Here is an 18,358-nt window from a genome sequence, read left to right on the forward strand (position 1 = left end):
ATCCTTTATACTAAAATAGTATAAAGGTACATTATGAATAAACCGTGCAGAAAGCTGCTTCACCCATACACGCTATTACACGCTTCTAAAAAAGCATCATATTCTGCCGAGACATACTTTGTAAGCAAATAAGTATCCGATACAATATGGGAAAATTCTTTTAACGAATAGCTATGTAGAAGATGTTGCTGACAATCAGCTTCTATCACACTCTTAGGCAACAAGGCAATACCAAGACCATGTTTGACGAAATGCTTAATCACCTCTGTTTGATTAATATGCATTGTTTGATGGCTTGCAAACTGCTGTAGCACCTGTTGTACGTCCTCCCAATAGGGCGCATACTCATGTGTAAGAAGCGTTTCCTGCTGTAAAAGGGTGAAAGCATCCAATTCCTTTTTAGCAATAGGAGCAATTAAATGCAATGGTTCCTGTGCGAGCATCACCGTGTGAAGCTCACGTGTTGAGGTTAATTTGGATAAGCCAATATCAATTACTCCAGTAAACACTGCTTCCCCAATTTCATTGGATTTTAAAAGTTCTATCACTACTTGAGTAGTTGGCTTTCGGCACCGGAATGCTGTGAGGATGGCAGGTAATGTTGAGTTCGCAATTTGTGGAGCAACGCCAAGCGTAAGCTTAGCGGTGTAGCCTTTTACGAAGGAATCCATTTGATGTAGCCCTTCATCTAAAGCGGACAGGATTTTTTGTGCCTGCTGACTAAAATAAGCCCCCTGCCGATTTAACGTCACTTGTTTGCCCTGTCGATCAAATAAGGGGGTTTGCAATGCCCTTTCTAAATGCTGGATATGCTTTGTAACGGTTGATTGAGTAATAAATCGTTTTTCAGCTGTTTCTCGAAAGTTTTCGGTTTGTGCTGCCACTATAAATGTGCGTAGCCACTCTGTTTCCATCGCCATCCCTCTTTCGTTTTCAACTAGTATAGCGAAAAATTTGTAAGTCTTGAAACCTTTTTTTAACATAAGCGTATGTATAGCTAACGATGTCAGTAGGAGGAATGAAAGATGTCTTTTTTTCATAAAGCATTAGCAAGTATTGGTATAGGTTCAGCAACAGTGGATACAAGATTAGAGAAGGATAGTTATCGTGCTGGAGAGGTCATGCAGGGGGAAATCGTTGTGCGGGGCGGTCACGTGGAGCAACAGGTCGACACGATTTACCTATCCGTCAATACGACCTATATCCGTGAGTCGAATGATCACAAACATACAGAGGTTGCCGCACTGCAGAAGGTGAAAGTAACAGAGCCTTTCACACTGGGTGCGGGCGAGGAAAAAATCTTCCCTATTTCATTAACATTGCCATTTGAAACACCGATTAGTGCAGGCAAAACACAGGTATGGATTCAAACGGGCCTTGATATTAAAAATGCGGTCGATCCGAGTGATAAGGATTATATTCGTGTGGAGCCAACAGTACTAGCAGGACATATATTAGATGCGATTCGTGGATTAGGTTTCCGTTTACGTGAAGCAGAATGTGAACAAGCTCCTTCACGCTTCCGTGGCTACTATCCATTTGTTCAGGAATTTGAATTTGTACCAACTGGACAATATAGAGGCCATTTAGATGAGCTTGAATTAGTTTTCCTTTCTCAATCCAACCATTCTGCAGAGATTTTAATGCAAATTGATCGCAAAGTAAAAGGCATTGGTAGCTTTTTTGCTGAAGCATTAGATATGGATGAAAGCTATGTTCGCACAACGGTTACAATGCATGATCTACCGACACTGCAAGCAAAGCTTCAGCAAATCATTTCAAAACATGCATAATGAACTAAAAAAGTAGTTGAAGCCTAACTTCAGCTACTTTTTTTATGATCAAATAGGAAGGTGAAAAAGATGTGATGAAAGCAGCATTATTTGATTTAGACGGAACATTATTAAATAGAGATGCATCTATCGAACTCTTCATTGAGCAGCAATATGAGCGATTAAAGTCGGTATTCGGTAGTATTTCAAAAGAACAGTATAGAACTCGCTTTATCCAACTAGATAAGCGAGGCTACGTTTGGAAGGATTGCGTCTACCAGCAATTAGTAGAAGAATTTCATTTTGTTCATATTACGTGGGAAGAACTTCTTCAAGATTATCTCAACGAATTTAAACATAGCTGTGTCCCTTTTCCTAACCTTATCCCTATGCTAGAACAATTGAAAAGGGATCAGTTGGCTTTAGGCATCATTACGAATGGCTATGGGCAATTTCAGATGGACACAATAAAGGCATTAGCAATTGAACATTATTTTGATGTCATTTTAGTTTCTGAATGGGCAGGAATGAAAAAACCCCATCCTCAACTGTTTTTAAATGCCATCGAAAAGCTGAATGTACTTCCTCATGAATGTGTTTTTATCGGCGACCATCCGGTGAATGATGTCAAAGGTGCTCAACATGTTGGCATGAAAGGCATTTGGAAAAAGGATAAACAATGGCAACGTGTTGAAGCGGATGCCATCGTGGAGGATTTATTAGAAATACCGCTATTCATTGACTCTTTCAGCCAATAATAAAAAACCCATCTACTTGTTGGTAGATGGGTTTTTGTTCTATCCTATTTCACAGCTTGCTTCACTTTTTCCAGCACTTCTTCAGCTGTCGCTAACTGTAATGCCTCTGTTGCTAAAGCCTGCATCTCTGGGACAGATAATTGCTTTAGCAAGGCCCTCGTTTTTAAAATAGACGTAGCACTCATGGAGAACTCATCTAAGCCTAAGCCTAGCAATAGTGGAACAGCAAGCTCATCGCCAGCCATTTCTCCACACATTCCTACCCATTTCTGTTCCTGATGGGCAGCTTTAATGACCATTTGAATTAAGCGTAAAATGGCTGGGTTATATGGTTGATACAAATAGGAAACTTTTTCATTCATCCGATCTGCCGCCATTGTATATTGAATTAAATCATTTGTGCCAATGGAGAAGAAATCCACTTCTTTTGCAAAAATATCTGCCATTACGGCTGTCGAGGGAATTTCAACCATCATCCCAACCTCTATGGATGAGCCTACTGCAATACCGCCAGCTATCAGCTTTTCCTTTTCCTGAAGCAAAATGGCTTTCGCCTCACAGAATTCTTGAATGGTCGCTATCATGGGGAACATAATTTTTAAGTTCCCATAGACAGATGCTCGCAGTAGTGCACGCAGTTGTGTGCGGAATAGCTCCTGCTGGTCTAGACATAGACGAATGGCACGGTGACCAAGGAATGGATTCATTTCTTCTTGCAAAGGTAAATATGGCAGGTGCTTGTCGCCACCGATATCGAGTGTTCGAATAACAACTGGCTTGCCCTGCATTCCTTCCAAGACTGTTTTATACGCTGTAAACTGTTCTTCCTCAGATGGCAAATTTTCTCGGCCCATATATAAAAACTCTGTTCGATACAAGCCAATTCCCTCTGCCCCATGACGCACTACACCATCCAAATCATTTGGCGATCCAATATTAGCCGCTAGCTCAACATGCACGCCATCTTTAGATACGGTTTGCTCATTGACTAAAGTAGACCATTCCGCCTGCTGTGCACGATACTTTTGAGCCTTTTCCTGGTAGTCTGCAATCACATCGGCACTTGGATTTACTAGGACTAGACCCGTCAAACCGTCAACAATTATAGTATCGCCATCCTGAATTGTTGTCGTAGCAGCCCCTACCCCTACTACAGCTGGAATTTCTAAGCTACGAGCCATAATGGCCGAATGGGATGTCCGCCCACCAATATCGGTAATAAAACCGAGAACATAGTTGCGATCTAATTGGGCTGTTTCTGAAGGTGTCAAATCATTCGCTACGATAATTACCTGTTCGTTGATATTGCTTGGATTTGGAATATGTACACCGAGTAAATGTGCTAATATGCGATTTGTCACATCTTTAATATCTGATGCACGGGCACTCATGTATTCGTCATCCATACCTTCAAATAATGCCACAAACATAGAGGATACTTCATGCAAGGCATACTCCGCATTTACCGCTTCGTCTGCAATTTTTTGATTGATGGGCCCAATTAATTCGGGATCATGAACCACTAATAAATGTGCCTCAAAAATCGCGGCTTCTTCTGCACTAAATTTTTCTAATGTTTGCTGTCGAATGACAACCAGCTCTTGCTCTGCTTTGGCAAGAGCGGCTGCTAAACGTTGCTGCTCTGCCTCGATATCATGAACAGTAGTTTTAGCGAATGTTAAATCTGGTTGGACGAAACGATATGCTTTCGCAATGGCAATGCCGTCTGAAGCGGCAATACCAGTGAGTTGTATCATTGTGCAAGCCCCATTTCTGTGATGAGTGTCGTTAATGCTGCTAATGCTTGCTCTTCGTCTTCCCCCTCTACAACAAGTGTAAATTGGGAACCTTGCTTTAAGGCTAAGCCCATCACACCTAAGATGGATTTCAAATTAGCTGCTTTTTCTTCTGTACGTATTTCAATAGATGAAGCAAACGGTGTTGCTTTTGCCACAAGCTGGCTCGCAGGTCTTGCATGAATACCTAAAGGATCGACTACTGTAAATTGTTGTGTTTTCATAATTTATTCTCCTCTTCTTGTAAGTCTGTTAAAACAATCACATTTGGATGTTTGGATAAAGCAGTTGCTGGTACATCTTCTGTATAATCAGAAGACAGCAAGCGCTCTAACACCTCACGCTTAGCTTCTCCCACTGCAAGTAACAAAATGCATTTTGCACGCATAATCGATTGAATACCCATCGTGTATGCCTGTGTTGGCACTTCGTCGATGGAAGAAAAGAAACGCGCGTTAGCTTGACGAGTAGATTCTTCAAGTGTCACGAGATGTGTTAAAGAAGCAAATGGCGTACCAGGCTCATTGAAGCCGATATGACCATTTTGACCGATACCTAGCAGTTGGAAATCTAAGGGATATTGTTGCAATAATCCTTCATAGCGAGCTGTTTCCACTAGAGGATCTACTGCTAATCCATCTGGTAAATACGATGCTAGAAATGGCTTTTGGTTAAATAAATGTTTATTCATATAATAGGCATAGCTTTGTTTATGAGTTGCCTCAAGCCCAACATACTCATCCAAATTAAAGCTAATACAATGTGAAAAATCAACATCTGTTTGACAGATTTTAGCATATAGCGGTTCCATTGTTCCACCAGTAGCTAATCCAAACGTTGTGGCGCCATTATTTTTGGCTTCCAAGATGGTCGCTACTGCATGTGTATATAAATCATCCATTGCGGAAAATCTTTTTACTTTCACCACGCATCCTCCTTTGTACCCTAGAAATGAATACGCTGACCATATTGATTAATAAGCGCATCGTTATTATTTTCCCCTAAATTACTGCTACCAAACACTGGTACACTAGCGCCCTGTGCATGCATCAGCTCAATGATTTGAGCGAATAAAGCATTTAATAAAGTCGCACCTAGCACCGTTGATACAGGGGCATATTGCAATTGGTCAACGGTTAGCACACCATCGCCTAATGGCACATGCGTATTCATTACTTCATCTACTACTTGCTCTAAACGCTTGCCTGACGGATGGCGCGATGGCTGGTGCTGATATTCCAGCGACTGCAGTGATATGGTCAAAGCGCCCGCTTCCTTTGCATAGATAGCCATATCAATGGGGGCTGGATTATTGGCAGAGGTTGAAATGATGATACAAACATCTTGGTCATCAAATTGCAGCTGATCCTTATAGGAGGCTAAAAAAGCCTGTTTTTTTTCATTTTGTGAGGATTGCCGTGCACCCTGATGTAGCATTAACGATTCTATGTGTATCGGTTTAACAGGCACTAAGCCACCTGCCCGGTAGTAACATTCCTGTGCTAATAGCATGGAATGACCAGAGCCAAAGAGCTGGATAATGCCTCCCTTTGTGAGACGTTTAACAATTTGCTTGGCAATATGCATAAGTTGGTTGCTTTCCTGCTGTGCCACCATTGTTAAATATCGATTTACTTGTTGAAAATAGGTATTCATGTTCTATCACCTTTTCATTTCCATCGTTTCATGCTAGATGTTTGTATACCTTCTGCATATTAGTGACAATTGTCAGCTTGCATTGCATCATATAGGACCTTGCCCGCCTTAATCGTTTGATGGAGCTTTAAATGTTCATCTAAAATTACCGCGTCCGCATCATAGCCTTGTACAAGCTGACCCTTATTACCTAGCTTCAATTGCTCTGCAGCATTAAAGCTGGACATTTTGACAAGCTCCTCCAGCGGACAATTCGTAATGTGATGCATATTCCGTACAGCTTGATCCATTTTTAAAATACTGCCTGCTAACGATCCATTTGACAAATGAGCGCCTGCTTCTGTCACATGAACTGTTTGACCGCCTAAATCATACGCTCCATAGGGCATTCCCTTTGCGCGCATCGCATCGGTAATTAAAATTAGCCCGTCTGCTCCCTTTAAGCGATAAGCCATTTCCACCGCACCTTCATGCATATGGATAAAATCAACAATCAGTTCTGCCTTAATCGCATCTAGCAGCAGGACACCACCAACTACACCTGGATCTCGATGGTGGAATGGACGCATTTGATTGTATAAGTGTGTTCCCTGTGTGGCACCTAATTGAGCCGCTTGTTGCATTTGCTCAAAGGTCGCATCCGAGTGACCAATTGAAACAATGACACCACTAGCAGAAATACTTTGCACAGCTGCCATGCCATTTGGTTCTTCAGGTGCTAGCGTAATTTGCTTAATTTTATGGCCACTTAGTTGCTGCCATTTTGACCATATATCTAAATCTAGCTCGACAATATATTCAAGCGGCTGTGCCCCTGCGCGCTGCTTCGAGACAAATGGTCCTTCGATATGAATACCGAGTACCTCTGCTTCGTCTGGCTGTGGCTGGAACTGTGCCACATTTTCAATAGCTCGTTCAATGTTGTCATAGCTTTGTGTCATCGTTGTGGCTAAAAAACTTGTCGTCCCTTCTTTTAAAAGGGATTGAGCCATCGTATGAAGCCCTTCATCAGAAGCATCCATCGTATCCATTTGAGCGGACCCATGAATGTGCATATCAATAAATCCTGGCAATAAAAATTTCCCTGAACCATCAAGCGGTTCTACATCGTGGATATCGAGATGAGGAGCAATTTGCGCAATTTTACCATCCTTCATCCATACATCTACCTGCTCATCTCGCCCATTGGCATTCACTACTGTGATATTTCGAATGAGTAAACTCAAGAAAAACATCTCCTTCTTGAACAAGGGCTGTCGTAAAGGTATCCATTTGCAATAGCTCATTGCCCCTGTGCACCTTAGCTAACAGCCCCATTAGTCGTTACTTCTTCATTGTAATAATATTCGTTGAGCCTGCTCGTTGATAGCCAGTCTTTTCAAGTGTAATCTCTTGCCCCATTAAGCTTGTGAAGACAACTGGAGTAATAACAGAAGGTACTTGATCTTCAATCTGTACAAGGTCTGCTTTTAATAACGCATCCCCACGCTTAATTTTTTGACCATCTGTAACGAACAGATCAAAGCCTTCACCATTTAATTTGACTGTATCTAAGCCAACATGAATTAATACCTCAATGCCCGTATCCGATTTTAAGCCGATTGCATGCTTTGTTGGGAACACCATCACTACTTGACCATCAAATGGGGCATAGACTGCTCCATCTGTCGGACGAATCCCGAAACCTGGACCCATCAAGCCTGCTGAAAATGCCTCATCAGGCACTTCTGTTAAAGGTAATAAATCGCCAGTCATTGGCATTTCGAAATCACGGAATGTCATCGTGTCATTCTTCACTGTTTCTTCCATAACAGGCTGTGCAGCTGGAAGTCCTGCATTGGCTGGTGCTGGATTGCCTTTTTTCAAACGTTCTTTTATGGCCTCAGCTAAAAACTCAACAGATGTCCCAATAATTACTTGGACATTGGTTTTACTGATACGCATAACACCTCTTGCACCTGTTTGCTTCAATGTTTTTTCATCGACGCTCCCAGAATCCTGTACAGACAAGCGTAAGCGGGTTGTACAATAATCCACCTGCTTAATATTGTCTTTTCCACCTAATGCTTCAATTGTATAATATGCACGTAAATCGACATCATCCGCAATAGCATTTACTTCGCCATCCTCATCCTCATCGTCTTCACGTCCAGGTGTTTTTAAGTCTAATTTTTTGATTAAGAAATAGAATACTACAAAGTAAATCGCCCCAAAGCCTAAACCTAAAGGTAATAAGAGCCATGGTTTATCTGCCAGACCAAGGTTGAGTAAGTAGTCACTTAAGCCTGCAGAGAAGCCAAAGCCATCACGGAATCCAACAAGATAGGCCACAGCCAATGAAATACCTGTTAATACAGCATGGATACCATAAAGAACTGGTGATAAGAACATAAAGGAAAATTCAATAGGCTCTGTAACACCCGTTAAAAAGGCTGTTAAAGCGATGGAAACGAACATCCCTCCAACGATTGGACGCTTTTCTTTTTTCGCTGCAAAATACATTGCTAAACAAGCTGCTGGTAAGCCAAACATCATGATTGGGAAGAAACCAGCTTGGAAATGTCCAGCTGATGTGTCTCCTGCTAGGAAGCGGTTGATATCTCCCTTCACGATTTCGCCTGCAGCATTTGTAAATTCACCGAAATCAAACCAAATAATTGTATTGATTACATGGTGTAGACCCACTGGAATTAATAGACGGTTGAAGAAGCCATACATCCCTACGCCAAGTGCTCCTGCACCGATCATCCAATTGCCGAAAGCATCAATGCCACCTTGAATTGGTCCCCAAACAATCGCTAAAATACTACCTAAAATTGCCATGGTGATGGACGTAATAATCGGTACAAAGCGCCGTCCACCGAAGAATGATAACCATTCTGGAAATTTCACATTATAATATTTGTTATATAATAAGCCTGCCGTAATACCGGCAATAATACCACCAAACACACCCATATTTAATTCTTCGTTAACAGTCTTTAAAACGGCGACTAAAACAAGATGCGCAATCGCACCCGCTAGAGCTGCGCCGCCACTACTATCGTGTGCAAAGCCCATCGCAATACCGATAGCAAAAATAATTGGTAAATTCCCTAGTATAGCATCACCAGAAGCGGCCATAATACTAGCAATGTACTGGATGGCTTCATTCGGTATGGCCCCAAGCATATCCGCTGAACCTAAACGCAATAGTAATGCTGCTGCTGGTAATGTTGCGATTGGAAACATAAGCGACTTACCGATTTTTTGTAAGAAAGCAAACATTCATTATCCCCCTTTGGTATAGTTGTCTAGACCACTTTAGTAAAAAAAAAGCGTTTTCACTAAGTTGCTATTATTATAGGCGCAATTCAAAAAAAAATAAATACTTTTTTAATATTTCGTGATGTCAAACAAAAAAACCGCACCCCAATCCGAAATTAGGGCACAGTTCTTCTATAGCTTATGCCGTGACATCACGTTTCATAAAGGTTGAATAACTAATAACAAGGAAAACTACTGCGTAAATAGCAAGTACTATTAATGAGAAGGGCAGCGTCACATCAGCAATCATGGAGCCACCACCATGTTCATACTGTGTTAAATCAGAATGTGTGAGCCAAATATATTTGACGATGTCGTATCGGCTTAAGAACATAACAATCATGCCGCCTGTAAAAGAAAGGAACATCGTTAAACCGATTGCTAACGAGCTTGAACGGAACACAGAACCAATCAAAAAGGCAAATAATGTAGACATCACAAAATCGCCACCAGATAATAGGTAATGATAGGCTAAATCACTCCATACGGCCTTTTCAACGACCTGTCCATTGACCATTTCTAATTCGACACCTGTTCCCATGCCGAATAAGATTAAGCCGATAAGCGCACTTACCACAACATTGACCACATACAATAACAACCCAAAAAGGAATGTTGTCAGTAATTTAGACGTTAACACTTTGGCACGTGACATTGGACGCGTTAAGAGCATTTTAATCGTCCCTGTTGAAAATTCGCTCGATACAATACTAGCTGCGGTAATGACTGTAAATAAAGTAACAAGCGTCAGCATGCCGCTTGTAAAGGACATAAAGCTTGCAAGACTACTATCCTTTTGACTTGGTGCATCATTCGCTAAACGATATTCAGAAATAGCCATCTGCTCTTGAAAGTATGCCTTATCTTCCTCCGTTAAATCTTCCCCTGCTAGCGTCTCTTTATAGGATTGAATGGCCTCCTGCTCTATGTCCTGCCAGGAGCCCTCCGTCGGGGATTTTACTTCATAATATTTGGTGATTCCAGCAGGAACAAGAATGACAAGTATCAGCATGGCCACCATTGCCCATGTTCCTTTTTTATGCCATAATTTCATCCACTCATTTTGAATTAGCTTCAGCAATTTGTCCGCCTCCAGTCATTTCTAAGAATTGATCCTCTAATGTTTTCTGATGTGGCTGTACAGCAAATAATTGAATACCCGCTTGGACTAGTTGTGTAGTCATAGCTGGGACATCCTCTTTCTTCATTTCCACCACATAGCCTTGATTCTCTGCTACAAAGGTAAAGTCATGCTGTTCCAGATAAGCAGACACCTGCTCTTTTGGCTGTGCCTCCACATAATAAAACGATGAGCTTTCATTATGAATATCGCGCAGATCAATTAGCTGTCCATTTTGAATCACGGCCACTCGATCACACATCAATTCAATTTCTGATAATAAGTGACTTGAGACAAAGACGGATACGCCCTCTTCTGAAGCAATCTTACGCAGGTACATTCGAAACTCACGAATACCAGCAGGGTCTAGACCATTCGTCGGTTCATCTAAAATTAAAAATTTCGGTCTGTGCAATAGCGCCTGGGCTAATCCTAGGCGCTGTCTCATACCAAGTGAATACGTAGAGACCTTTTCATGTATACGATTTTCAAGCCCAACCTGTTGAATGACCTCCTGAATTCGTTCCTTCGTTACATTTTTATGCATCCGCGCAAAGTGTAGTAAATTTTTATAGCCTGACATAAATTTATACATTTCTGGATTTTCAACAATCACACCAACCTTACTAATGGCCTCCTCATAATGCTCCTTCAGTGAAAGCCCATCGATGATGACATTGCCCTCTGTTGGATGCATAAGCCCTGTCATCATTCGGATCGTTGTTGTTTTCCCCGCTCCATTCGGTCCTAAAAATCCTGTAATTTGGCCAGGATATAAATCAATGTTTAACTGTTGAATTAATTGCTTTCCTCGAATGGTTTTCGATAAATTTTGCAATTGTACAATTGGTTCTGTCATATTTTTCACCCTTTCTCATCTATTTCGCCTGAGCATTATGCAGTCTGGCACGACAACATTGCTTTATTGACGATTCTTTCTTCCCCTTTAGCTATCACTATTTTTTACTGAGGGTCGATAAAATCCTTTCATCCACTCAACTGCATCCTTATTAGCCACATCGCGTAATGTTTCCACGTTCTCATAGGCCATGATAGATCCCGCCTGCAATAAAATAATTTGATCTAAAATAGGCTCTACCTCATATAATTCATGTGTGGATAGCAAAATCGTTTGATTTTCGATGTCCGTAAATTGAATTAAGCCTTTAATCAGCTGCTCTCTCACTATTGGATCTAGCCCAGCAAATGGTTCGTCCATGACATAATAAGGAACCTCTCGCCCAAGGGTGGCAGCCATTTTCATACGACCACGATTCCCCTTTGATAATTGCCGTAGCTTTGTGCGTGTATCTACCTGTAAAAATTGTGCGACGATACAGGCCTTATCATAGGAAAAATCTTCAAACTGTGAAGCATAATGCTGGAAGAGCTGTTCACCCGTGTAGTATTCAAAAAACAAATCTGTATCTGGTAAATACGCAATTTTGTCAGCACTTCTACGTGTGACCGGCTCACCCTCTAGTGTGATCTCACCAGCAGTGGGTCGCAGTAAGCCAGCTAAAACTTTCATAAGCGTAGATTTACCACTACCATTTTCCCCAACTAGTCCAATAATTTGTCCAATCGGAAAGGAAAAGGATAGATCCTGTAAAACTGGCTTTTTCTTATATTGAAAAGATACATTTGATAGCTGTAACATCCCTTCACCTCACGCTTTATTTTTCAAAACCACAAGCATCTCTTCCTTTGAAAAGCCCAATGCCTCAATCGATGTTAAAAAATTTTCAGCCAGCTGATTTTTCATCTCTTCCCGCAATAACTCAATGCGCTCCTCATTGCTCGTAATAAATGTACCCTGTCCTCGTTTGGTTTCCGTTATATTCATTGCCTCTAACTCCTTGTATACACGTTGCACCGTATTGACATTGACACCTGTTTCTACTGCATATTCTCGAACGGAGGGAAGTCGATCACCTAGCTGCAACTTCCCCTTCAAAATATCTCCACAAATTCGATCGACAAGCTGGCTATAAATGGGTTTATCACGTGAAAAATCCATCGTCATCGTAAAACCACCCTTTCAAGCCACTTCGATGCTGCTAAAAACAGCAGTAGTAGTAATAACGTAATGGCTACTTCCTCAACGATATAAATTGAGCCAAGCATCCATTCCATTGTCATTTCTTTCGCTTTTGGTAGATAGTGTTCGATGTTTTGAAGCGAAACTTCTCCATGGAGGAAGATTGTTCGATACAGCTGACTCTCCGTTACCCGCGCCCAACCAGCTGTGGTTACATAAAACGCAAACATTGTCAGCACAATCGAAAAACGACCTATTATGCGCTTCAATTGCAAATAAAAAGCTAAAAAGAACAAAAGAATAATAAATAGCATTAATTGTAAAATAGTTAATATAATAACAATTATTACCAAAATCAATAATATTTGTCCAGCGCTCGCAATCAGCTCATCCTTAATATTGAAAATGGCTATACTCGTAAAAAGGGTATTAAAGAGGACATAACCTACTAATGAGCAAACCAATTTTGCTCCGATAAGCTTTGTAATGGAGCTTGTTGAATGGAGCCAGCTCTCCTTCGCTTTAATATACAATCGCATTGATGCTAAAAATTGTAAGACAGAATAGAATCCACCTAGAAAAAGAACGAGTATCGTAAATGCAAATGCTAGTTGATGCTCATGTGCAAAGAGATCGACATACTGATGTAAGATATAGGGAACGATCCAAGATAGCATAAGTCCCATAAATATCCCTACTAAAAACCATGAGCGATAAAGTACCCATTCTTTTTTTATAAGTCCTGTAAAGCTTTTCAATCACAACACCTCGTGTCATAGTGTACTAGTCACATATTACACTATGACTTATTTGTTGGCAAGTGTCAAATACAAGAAAAAGGAAATTTTATTTATTCAACAATTACGCTTATGCTCAAAGAAGGTATTCACCTATTAAACACAGAATATATGGATAGCACTCTAACACTAAGCGCAAGGTGGTACTTGAATGGATAAAAGAGTTGTCTTTGATTTTGAAATTGAATTTACTAATGGTGGTGGAATACAAGGGCAGGATTTTCGCCTTGATATTGATGGAGATGACATATCGGACGAAGAGCTAGCTAAGTATATTGTGGAAGATATGAGGTTGCTCATGGTTGGCAAGGTAACGATCCTTAACAAGAAAATTATAAATGAAAAACATAAACGAAAACCTCTTGATGAGCAAGAAAGGACATGAAGCTCGTTGAAAGCAATACTATTTGATTTAGATGATACCTTACTTAATCGAGATCATGCTGTCGATCACCTGTTTCATATTATTTTGGAAAAATACTATGGAGCTATTCAGGGTACGCTCAAAAAGGACATGCTGGAAAAATTTAAGGAATACGATAAAAGAGACTATGGGATTGCCGATAAAACCAATGTTTTATCATCGTTTTTTGATGCGTTTCCATCAGCCTGTCAATTGCCTCGCCATGACATGCAAGATTTTTGGGATCAGCAGTTTCCATATTGCTTTTCTATCGATCAACATACGTTGAAGGTTCTCCAAACGATTAAGAAGCATGTACAGGTTGGCATTATCACAAACGGCACTACTCAGCGACAAAAGGCTAAAATCACACATACAGGCTTAGCTAGCTATTTTGATGTCATCCTTATTTCTGAAGAAGTAGGATTAACTAAGCCTGACAAACGCATATTTGAATTAGCACTACATCAGCTCCAAGTTCAGCCAAATGAAGCTTTATTCGTTGGGGATGACTTAGCAAAAGATATTGCTGGTTGTCAGCAAGCAAGGATGAAGGGCATATGGTTCAATCCTCATCGGCTCACGAATAATACTGACATTAAGCCTGATGCCGTGATCCATTCATTTGATCAATTAATAAAAGGAAGAGACCTGTTTGACTAGGACTCTTCCTTTAACTTTAGACCATTTTCCCTACTACTTTTACCTTTAATCTTGTCGCATTTTCTGGATGATACGCGAGAGGTGTTTCTTCTACTTCCACTAGCTCAATCGTATCCTCCAGAGCACCTGCTAATACGGCCTGTTTCACAGCCTTGTTTTGTGCATCCTTTAAGGATTCCTCACGCGGTTCTTTGGAATAAATATAAATTTGCTCATATTGACCACTAATTTGTGCAATCGAGGCACCGATGGCATTCGCTACACCACCATATTCAGATTTTACAATTGTGGAAACGCCTCGAATCTTTTCTGGCACAATGATTCCCCCGCCACCTACTAAGACTAGTGACACATCCTCTGAGGAAGTTTTCATCTTATCAATCGCCTGTTCTAGTAACGAAGAAATTTCTTCTTGAACGGCTTTGGCAAAGGCTTCATCAATATGTGCGACTAATGTGGAATCTCCTACATCTGCTAAGCCTAAACGGACAGCGATATCTGTTGTTGTTAAGGTCGAGCCACCGAAAACAAGGGCCTCCTCACTAATTTTATAGCCTACACTATCTGGTCCAACTGTTATTTTGTCGCCGTTCACACGAACAATACTACCACCGCCAAGACCGACTGAAATAATATCTGGCATCCTAAAGTTTGTCCGAATGTCGCCCACTTCCACGGCAACAGAGGATTCTCGGGGGAACCCATCCTGTAAAACACCGATATCTGAAGTTGTACCCCCAACGTCTAATACCATTGTGTTTTGAATTTGGGATAAATACGATGCCCCACGAATACTATTCGTTGGTCCACAGGCAATTGTTAAAATCGGGAATTGCTTGGCGTAGTCGATAGACATTAATGTGCCATCATTCTGGCATAGATAAACTTCTACATCAAAAATGCCTTCTGCTTGTAGCGCCTGTACAAAGCCCTGTGTTGTTGTCTCAATGACCTTACATAATGCAGCATTTAGAATCGTAGCATTTTCACGTTCTATTAACCCGACTGAACCTATTAATGAGGAGCAGGAAATTGGGAATTCCTCGCCATAAACTTCTTGAATCCATTCACGAACCTGCAATTCTTGATCATTTTTAATAGAGGAAAAGACACCCACAATCGCAATGGATTCTACTTGATCACGCCAATCCTCTAGTAGTTTTGTAATTTCCTGTTGATCAAGCGCACTCAATAACTGGCCATCGTATTCATAGCCCCCATGTGCGATGGCATAATTTCCTGATAATTTATCAATCATATCGGATGGCCAAGCTGTATAAGGGAGTACGGAAGCCGTCGCTGGATAGCCTAGTCGAATGACACCCACCTTTGCTAGCTTTTTACGTTCCACAATGGCATTGGTGCATTGCGTTGTCCCTAACATGGCATGAGTAATTTTTGTTTTGTCAATATTTGCACCCTCTAGTAATTGTTGTAGAGACTTTTCAATTCCCGTTTTAATATCTAAGCTTGTTGGTGATTTCACACTGTAAATAAGCTGGCTATTATGGTCTAAAAGGATGGCATCTGTGTTTGTTCCACCTACATCGATTCCAATTTTATACATGCTCTGCTACCTCCTTTTTCACCAATTCCTCAATTGGCGTATATTCATATTCATAGCCAAAGTATTTGGGTCCAGCTGTTTCAATCCCTTTTGCTGTACGCCATTTTTCATGTGCTGGTAAGCCAATCACACGCACACGTTTACCATATTTTAAGCTCTCTGTTGTAACAGGCAATAAAGTTTCATAATCCACCAAACAAATTAAGTCTGGTGTCATCGCAATAACCTGCTCGTTTTTCTCAGCTAATAAGTTTTCATTTTGGAAATGAACCTTCATTTGATCATTTTTATAAGATTCAATACCTTCAAGATTCATTTTACCTAGGTTAAAGCCACCCTTCGTTTCACGAATAACATCCACTATTTTTCCTTGGAAAAGCTCATATCCATCCGCAAGCTTTAAAAGGCTTTGTAGCTTATCGTTCACCTCTTGATCTTTCGAGGCAATAATTTCACCGATTTTTTCAGAAAGCGTCACTATATGATGAACACCGCTTTGTTTAATTTGCGCACCCGTTGTTGGGTAGAGGCTCACTAAAGAACTAGCGCCCATTTCTACTGTTGCTGTTCGGGCGATACGCTCGGTCCATTTATTATCAATCGTTTCAAAAATACCAATATTCCCTTTTTCATCGGTGATGGCCATTGGCGTTGCCGAAATCCCATCTAAGTGGAATGTCACCATTTGTAATTCCGGAAATGCACGCCCCATGCCATCACAATCAATCAAGGGTAAGCCAAGCTGTGCTGCTACTACAATAGGAATCATCGAATTGACCCCACCTGCTTCCATTGGATAGGTGCCTGCAATTTTTTCTCTTCCCAAATATTGGGCAAGCTTTTGGAAAACCTTAACGAACTCATCGCCACGCGGGAATTTCTCCACTAAAACCGATGGCGCACCCATCATTGCTGCTGGAATGAAAAAATCATCATCCGCAATTTCATCCACTGAATACAATTTTACAGGGCCATTTTTTTCGATGGCAGAAAGTGCCATTAATTTTCCAATATAGGGATCTCCTCCCCCACCTGTTCCTAGAAATGCTGCCCCAATGGCAATATGTTCAATAGCTGCTTGATCTAAATATCTCATCTATGTTCCTCCAATATGACCGTTTTTTGTACAGATACACGATAGCCAACATAATAAATCACGAATGAAATAATGATGCCAATCATCGGTTGGTTTGGTAGTGCTGGCAATGCAGGGAATAAGGAGAATACCACTGGCATACAGGCTATTACAGCTCCTACTAGCCAAGAAAAAACACCTAATCGATTGACCCCTTCAACCGCATGCCAGCTATCTGTTTTGCCTTTATGAATGACCCAGTAGGAAGCAATCATCACCCCTGCAACAGGTGGAATCATCGCCGATAAAATTGACATGATCGGTGTAAAATAATTTAAAATCCCTACAACGGCTAAGATTGTGCCAATTGTACCCGCTACACCAATTGCTAATCGTTCTTTGTTTTTAGCCACATCGAATACATTTATTAAGGCAATGCCACCTGAAATTGCATTGACCAAATTGGTTTTCCATGTTGCTAAAATTAGACCCACTCCACCAATAAAGGGTGTTGCGATATGCAGAAAGACTGCTGTAATATCACTTGTTTGATAGGCAATCGTTAAGACAGCTCCCACAGCAATCATTAGCACTCCCGCAGGAATAATCCCTAATGTAGCGGCTTTGAAAACGTCTGAACGCTTTTTAGAAAATTGTGAATAATCACCCGCTATAACAGCCCCTAATGCAAAGGACCCAATCGTTACAGCTAAACCATCCATAAAGCTCATATTGCCCTGTGGCTGATAATCCCGAACGAGCTGTAGTTGCTCACCAGTTAATATTTGACCTAAACCGTACAGGCAAATGATAACGAGCAAGGGTACGGCGATATAGCTTAAAATACGTAACACCTTCATCCCATAAAGTGCGGATACAACCATGACCATACCACTAATGAATGAAGCGATTGGAATGGGTATATTCAAATGATAGATTGCTAATAAATTTGCTAGGGCTACGCCACATACATTGGCCTGAATGCCAAACCATCCTAAGCAAGCAATAGCTAAGATAATGGATAATATTGTACGAGAGCCCTTTTTACCAAACACCTGTCCTGCTATATGGACAGTGGGCTTGCCAAGGTCACTGCTTTGCATGCCTTGCAAGATCATGATGATCACGACAATCGCATAGCCTACAAAAGCAACAGCCAGTGCCTTTGATAAACTCATGTTGGTAATCAGTGCGTTACCTACTAATAAACTGGGAATACAAATCATGGCACCAGCCCAAATAATGCCTAAGCTATACCAAGATTGACCTTTATTTTCATCTTGCATGTGACTCCCTCCTTATTGGTGATGGATTAATGTTTTTAATTATAGAAGAAAGGTAGGAGTCGAGTCTTTTGCGCAAATGAAAAAAATAATCTGAAATTTTGTTCAAAATGACAAAATT

General features: G+C 40.9%; 19 protein-coding genes. 4 read left to right on the forward strand and 15 right to left on the reverse strand.

From position 1 onward, the window contains the following. Positions 1-59 precede the first annotated feature (59 nt). Entirely contained in the window at positions 60-914 is an 855-nt protein-coding gene (locus tag CD31_RS22185; RefSeq protein WP_036081364.1) for a LysR family transcriptional regulator, read from the reverse strand. Between the two features lie 111 nt (positions 915-1,025). Here CD31_RS22185 and CD31_RS22190 point away from each other — a divergent pair, with 111 nt between their 5' ends. Both CD31_RS22190 and CD31_RS22195 read left to right on the forward strand, forming a co-directional pair. Beyond that, positions 1,026-1,793, forward strand: coding sequence for a sporulation protein (locus CD31_RS22190; RefSeq protein WP_036081367.1), 768 nt, complete (start codon positions 1,026-1,028; stop codon positions 1,791-1,793). A 71-nt stretch (positions 1,794-1,864) separates the two neighbouring features. Then, positions 1,865-2,530 (forward strand): HAD family hydrolase, encoded by a 666-nt coding sequence (locus CD31_RS22195; RefSeq protein ID WP_036081370.1) that lies wholly within the window; start codon positions 1,865-1,867, stop codon positions 2,528-2,530. Positions 2,531-2,574: 44 nt separating this feature from the next. Here CD31_RS22195 and ptsP read toward each other — a convergent pair whose 3' ends face one another. The 11 genes from ptsP to CD31_RS22250 form a co-directional block, all read right to left on the reverse strand. After that, the gene (ptsP, locus tag CD31_RS22200) at positions 2,575-4,287 is read right to left on the reverse strand and encodes a phosphoenolpyruvate--protein phosphotransferase (protein ID WP_036081373.1); all 1,713 of its coding nucleotides are present in this window, start codon (positions 4,285-4,287) and stop codon (positions 2,575-2,577) included. Further along, entirely contained in the window at positions 4,284-4,550 is a 267-nt protein-coding gene (locus CD31_RS22205; protein ID WP_004229305.1) for an HPr family phosphocarrier protein, read from the reverse strand. The genes ptsP and CD31_RS22205 overlap by 4 nt, the downstream gene beginning before the upstream one ends. Beyond that, a complete protein-coding gene (locus CD31_RS22210; RefSeq protein ID WP_081977536.1) occupies positions 4,547-5,251 on the reverse strand; it encodes a glucosamine-6-phosphate deaminase in 705 nt (234 codons plus the stop codon). Before CD31_RS22210 ends, CD31_RS22205 begins: the two co-directional genes overlap by 4 nt. Before the next feature lie 20 nt (positions 5,252-5,271). Beyond that, positions 5,272-5,982 carry a sugar isomerase domain-containing protein gene (locus CD31_RS22215; RefSeq protein ID WP_036081376.1) on the reverse strand — a complete coding sequence of 237 codons (711 nt, stop codon included), beginning with the start codon at positions 5,980-5,982 and terminating at the stop codon, positions 5,272-5,274. A 59-nt stretch (positions 5,983-6,041) separates the two neighbouring features. Further along, the gene (gene nagA, locus CD31_RS22220; protein WP_036081379.1) at positions 6,042-7,208 is read right to left on the reverse strand and encodes an N-acetylglucosamine-6-phosphate deacetylase; all 1,167 of its coding nucleotides are present in this window, start codon (positions 7,206-7,208) and stop codon (positions 6,042-6,044) included. 97 nt (positions 7,209-7,305) lie between these two features. Next, positions 7,306-9,249 (reverse strand): N-acetylglucosamine-specific PTS transporter subunit IIBC, encoded by a 1,944-nt coding sequence (gene nagE / locus CD31_RS22225; RefSeq protein ID WP_016994646.1) that lies wholly within the window; start codon positions 9,247-9,249, stop codon positions 7,306-7,308. A gap of 178 nt (positions 9,250-9,427) precedes the next feature. Next, on the reverse strand, positions 9,428-10,369 hold the full coding sequence (locus CD31_RS22230; RefSeq protein ID WP_036081383.1) for an ABC transporter permease: 942 nt from the start codon (positions 10,367-10,369) through the stop codon (positions 9,428-9,430). Beyond that, a complete protein-coding gene (locus CD31_RS22235) occupies positions 10,347-11,267 on the reverse strand; it encodes an ABC transporter ATP-binding protein (protein WP_036081385.1) in 921 nt (306 codons plus the stop codon). Before CD31_RS22235 ends, CD31_RS22230 begins: the two co-directional genes overlap by 23 nt. Positions 11,268-11,354: 87 nt before the next feature. Continuing rightward, complete coding sequence (locus CD31_RS22240; protein ID WP_016994650.1) at positions 11,355-12,068, reverse strand: ABC transporter ATP-binding protein; 714 nt, start codon at positions 12,066-12,068, stop codon at positions 11,355-11,357. 9 nt (positions 12,069-12,077) lie between these two features. Beyond that, positions 12,078-12,434 (reverse strand): GntR family transcriptional regulator, encoded by a 357-nt coding sequence (locus tag CD31_RS22245; RefSeq protein WP_004229320.1) that lies wholly within the window; start codon positions 12,432-12,434, stop codon positions 12,078-12,080. Beyond that, positions 12,431-13,207: a hypothetical protein gene (locus CD31_RS22250; protein WP_036081388.1), complete on the reverse strand. Its 777-nt coding sequence runs from the start codon at positions 13,205-13,207 to the stop codon at positions 12,431-12,433. Before CD31_RS22250 ends, CD31_RS22245 begins: the two co-directional genes overlap by 4 nt. A gap of 190 nt (positions 13,208-13,397) precedes the next feature. Between CD31_RS22250 and CD31_RS22255 the strand changes: the two genes are divergently transcribed. Both CD31_RS22255 and CD31_RS22260 read left to right on the forward strand, forming a co-directional pair. Then, entirely contained in the window at positions 13,398-13,631 is a 234-nt protein-coding gene (locus CD31_RS22255; protein WP_016994653.1) for a hypothetical protein, read from the forward strand. A gap of 6 nt (positions 13,632-13,637) precedes the next feature. Further along, entirely contained in the window at positions 13,638-14,312 is a 675-nt protein-coding gene (locus tag CD31_RS22260) for an HAD family hydrolase (RefSeq protein WP_036081390.1), read from the forward strand. Between the two features lie 16 nt (positions 14,313-14,328). On the opposite strand, the gene CD31_RS22265 is transcribed toward CD31_RS22260, so the two are convergent. From CD31_RS22265 to CD31_RS22275, 3 genes are read right to left on the reverse strand one after another with little or no spacing between them, the layout of a single operon-like run. Then, complete coding sequence (locus CD31_RS22265; protein ID WP_036081393.1) at positions 14,329-15,879, reverse strand: hydantoinase/oxoprolinase N-terminal domain-containing protein; 1,551 nt, start codon at positions 15,877-15,879, stop codon at positions 14,329-14,331. Then, positions 15,872-16,975 (reverse strand): S-methyl thiohydantoin desulfurase family protein, encoded by a 1,104-nt coding sequence (locus CD31_RS22270; RefSeq protein ID WP_036081396.1) that lies wholly within the window; start codon positions 16,973-16,975, stop codon positions 15,872-15,874. The genes CD31_RS22265 and CD31_RS22270 overlap by 8 nt, the downstream gene beginning before the upstream one ends. Beyond that, positions 16,972-18,240 carry a cytosine permease gene (locus tag CD31_RS22275; RefSeq protein ID WP_036081399.1) on the reverse strand — a complete coding sequence of 423 codons (1,269 nt, stop codon included), beginning with the start codon at positions 18,238-18,240 and terminating at the stop codon, positions 16,972-16,974. Before CD31_RS22275 ends, CD31_RS22270 begins: the two co-directional genes overlap by 4 nt. Positions 18,241-18,358 lie beyond the last annotated feature (118 nt).

It is taken from the genome of Lysinibacillus boronitolerans JCM 21713 = 10a = NBRC 103108 (assembly GCF_000772935.1).
GTDB lineage: Bacteria > Bacillota > Bacilli > Bacillales_A > Planococcaceae > Lysinibacillus > Lysinibacillus boronitolerans.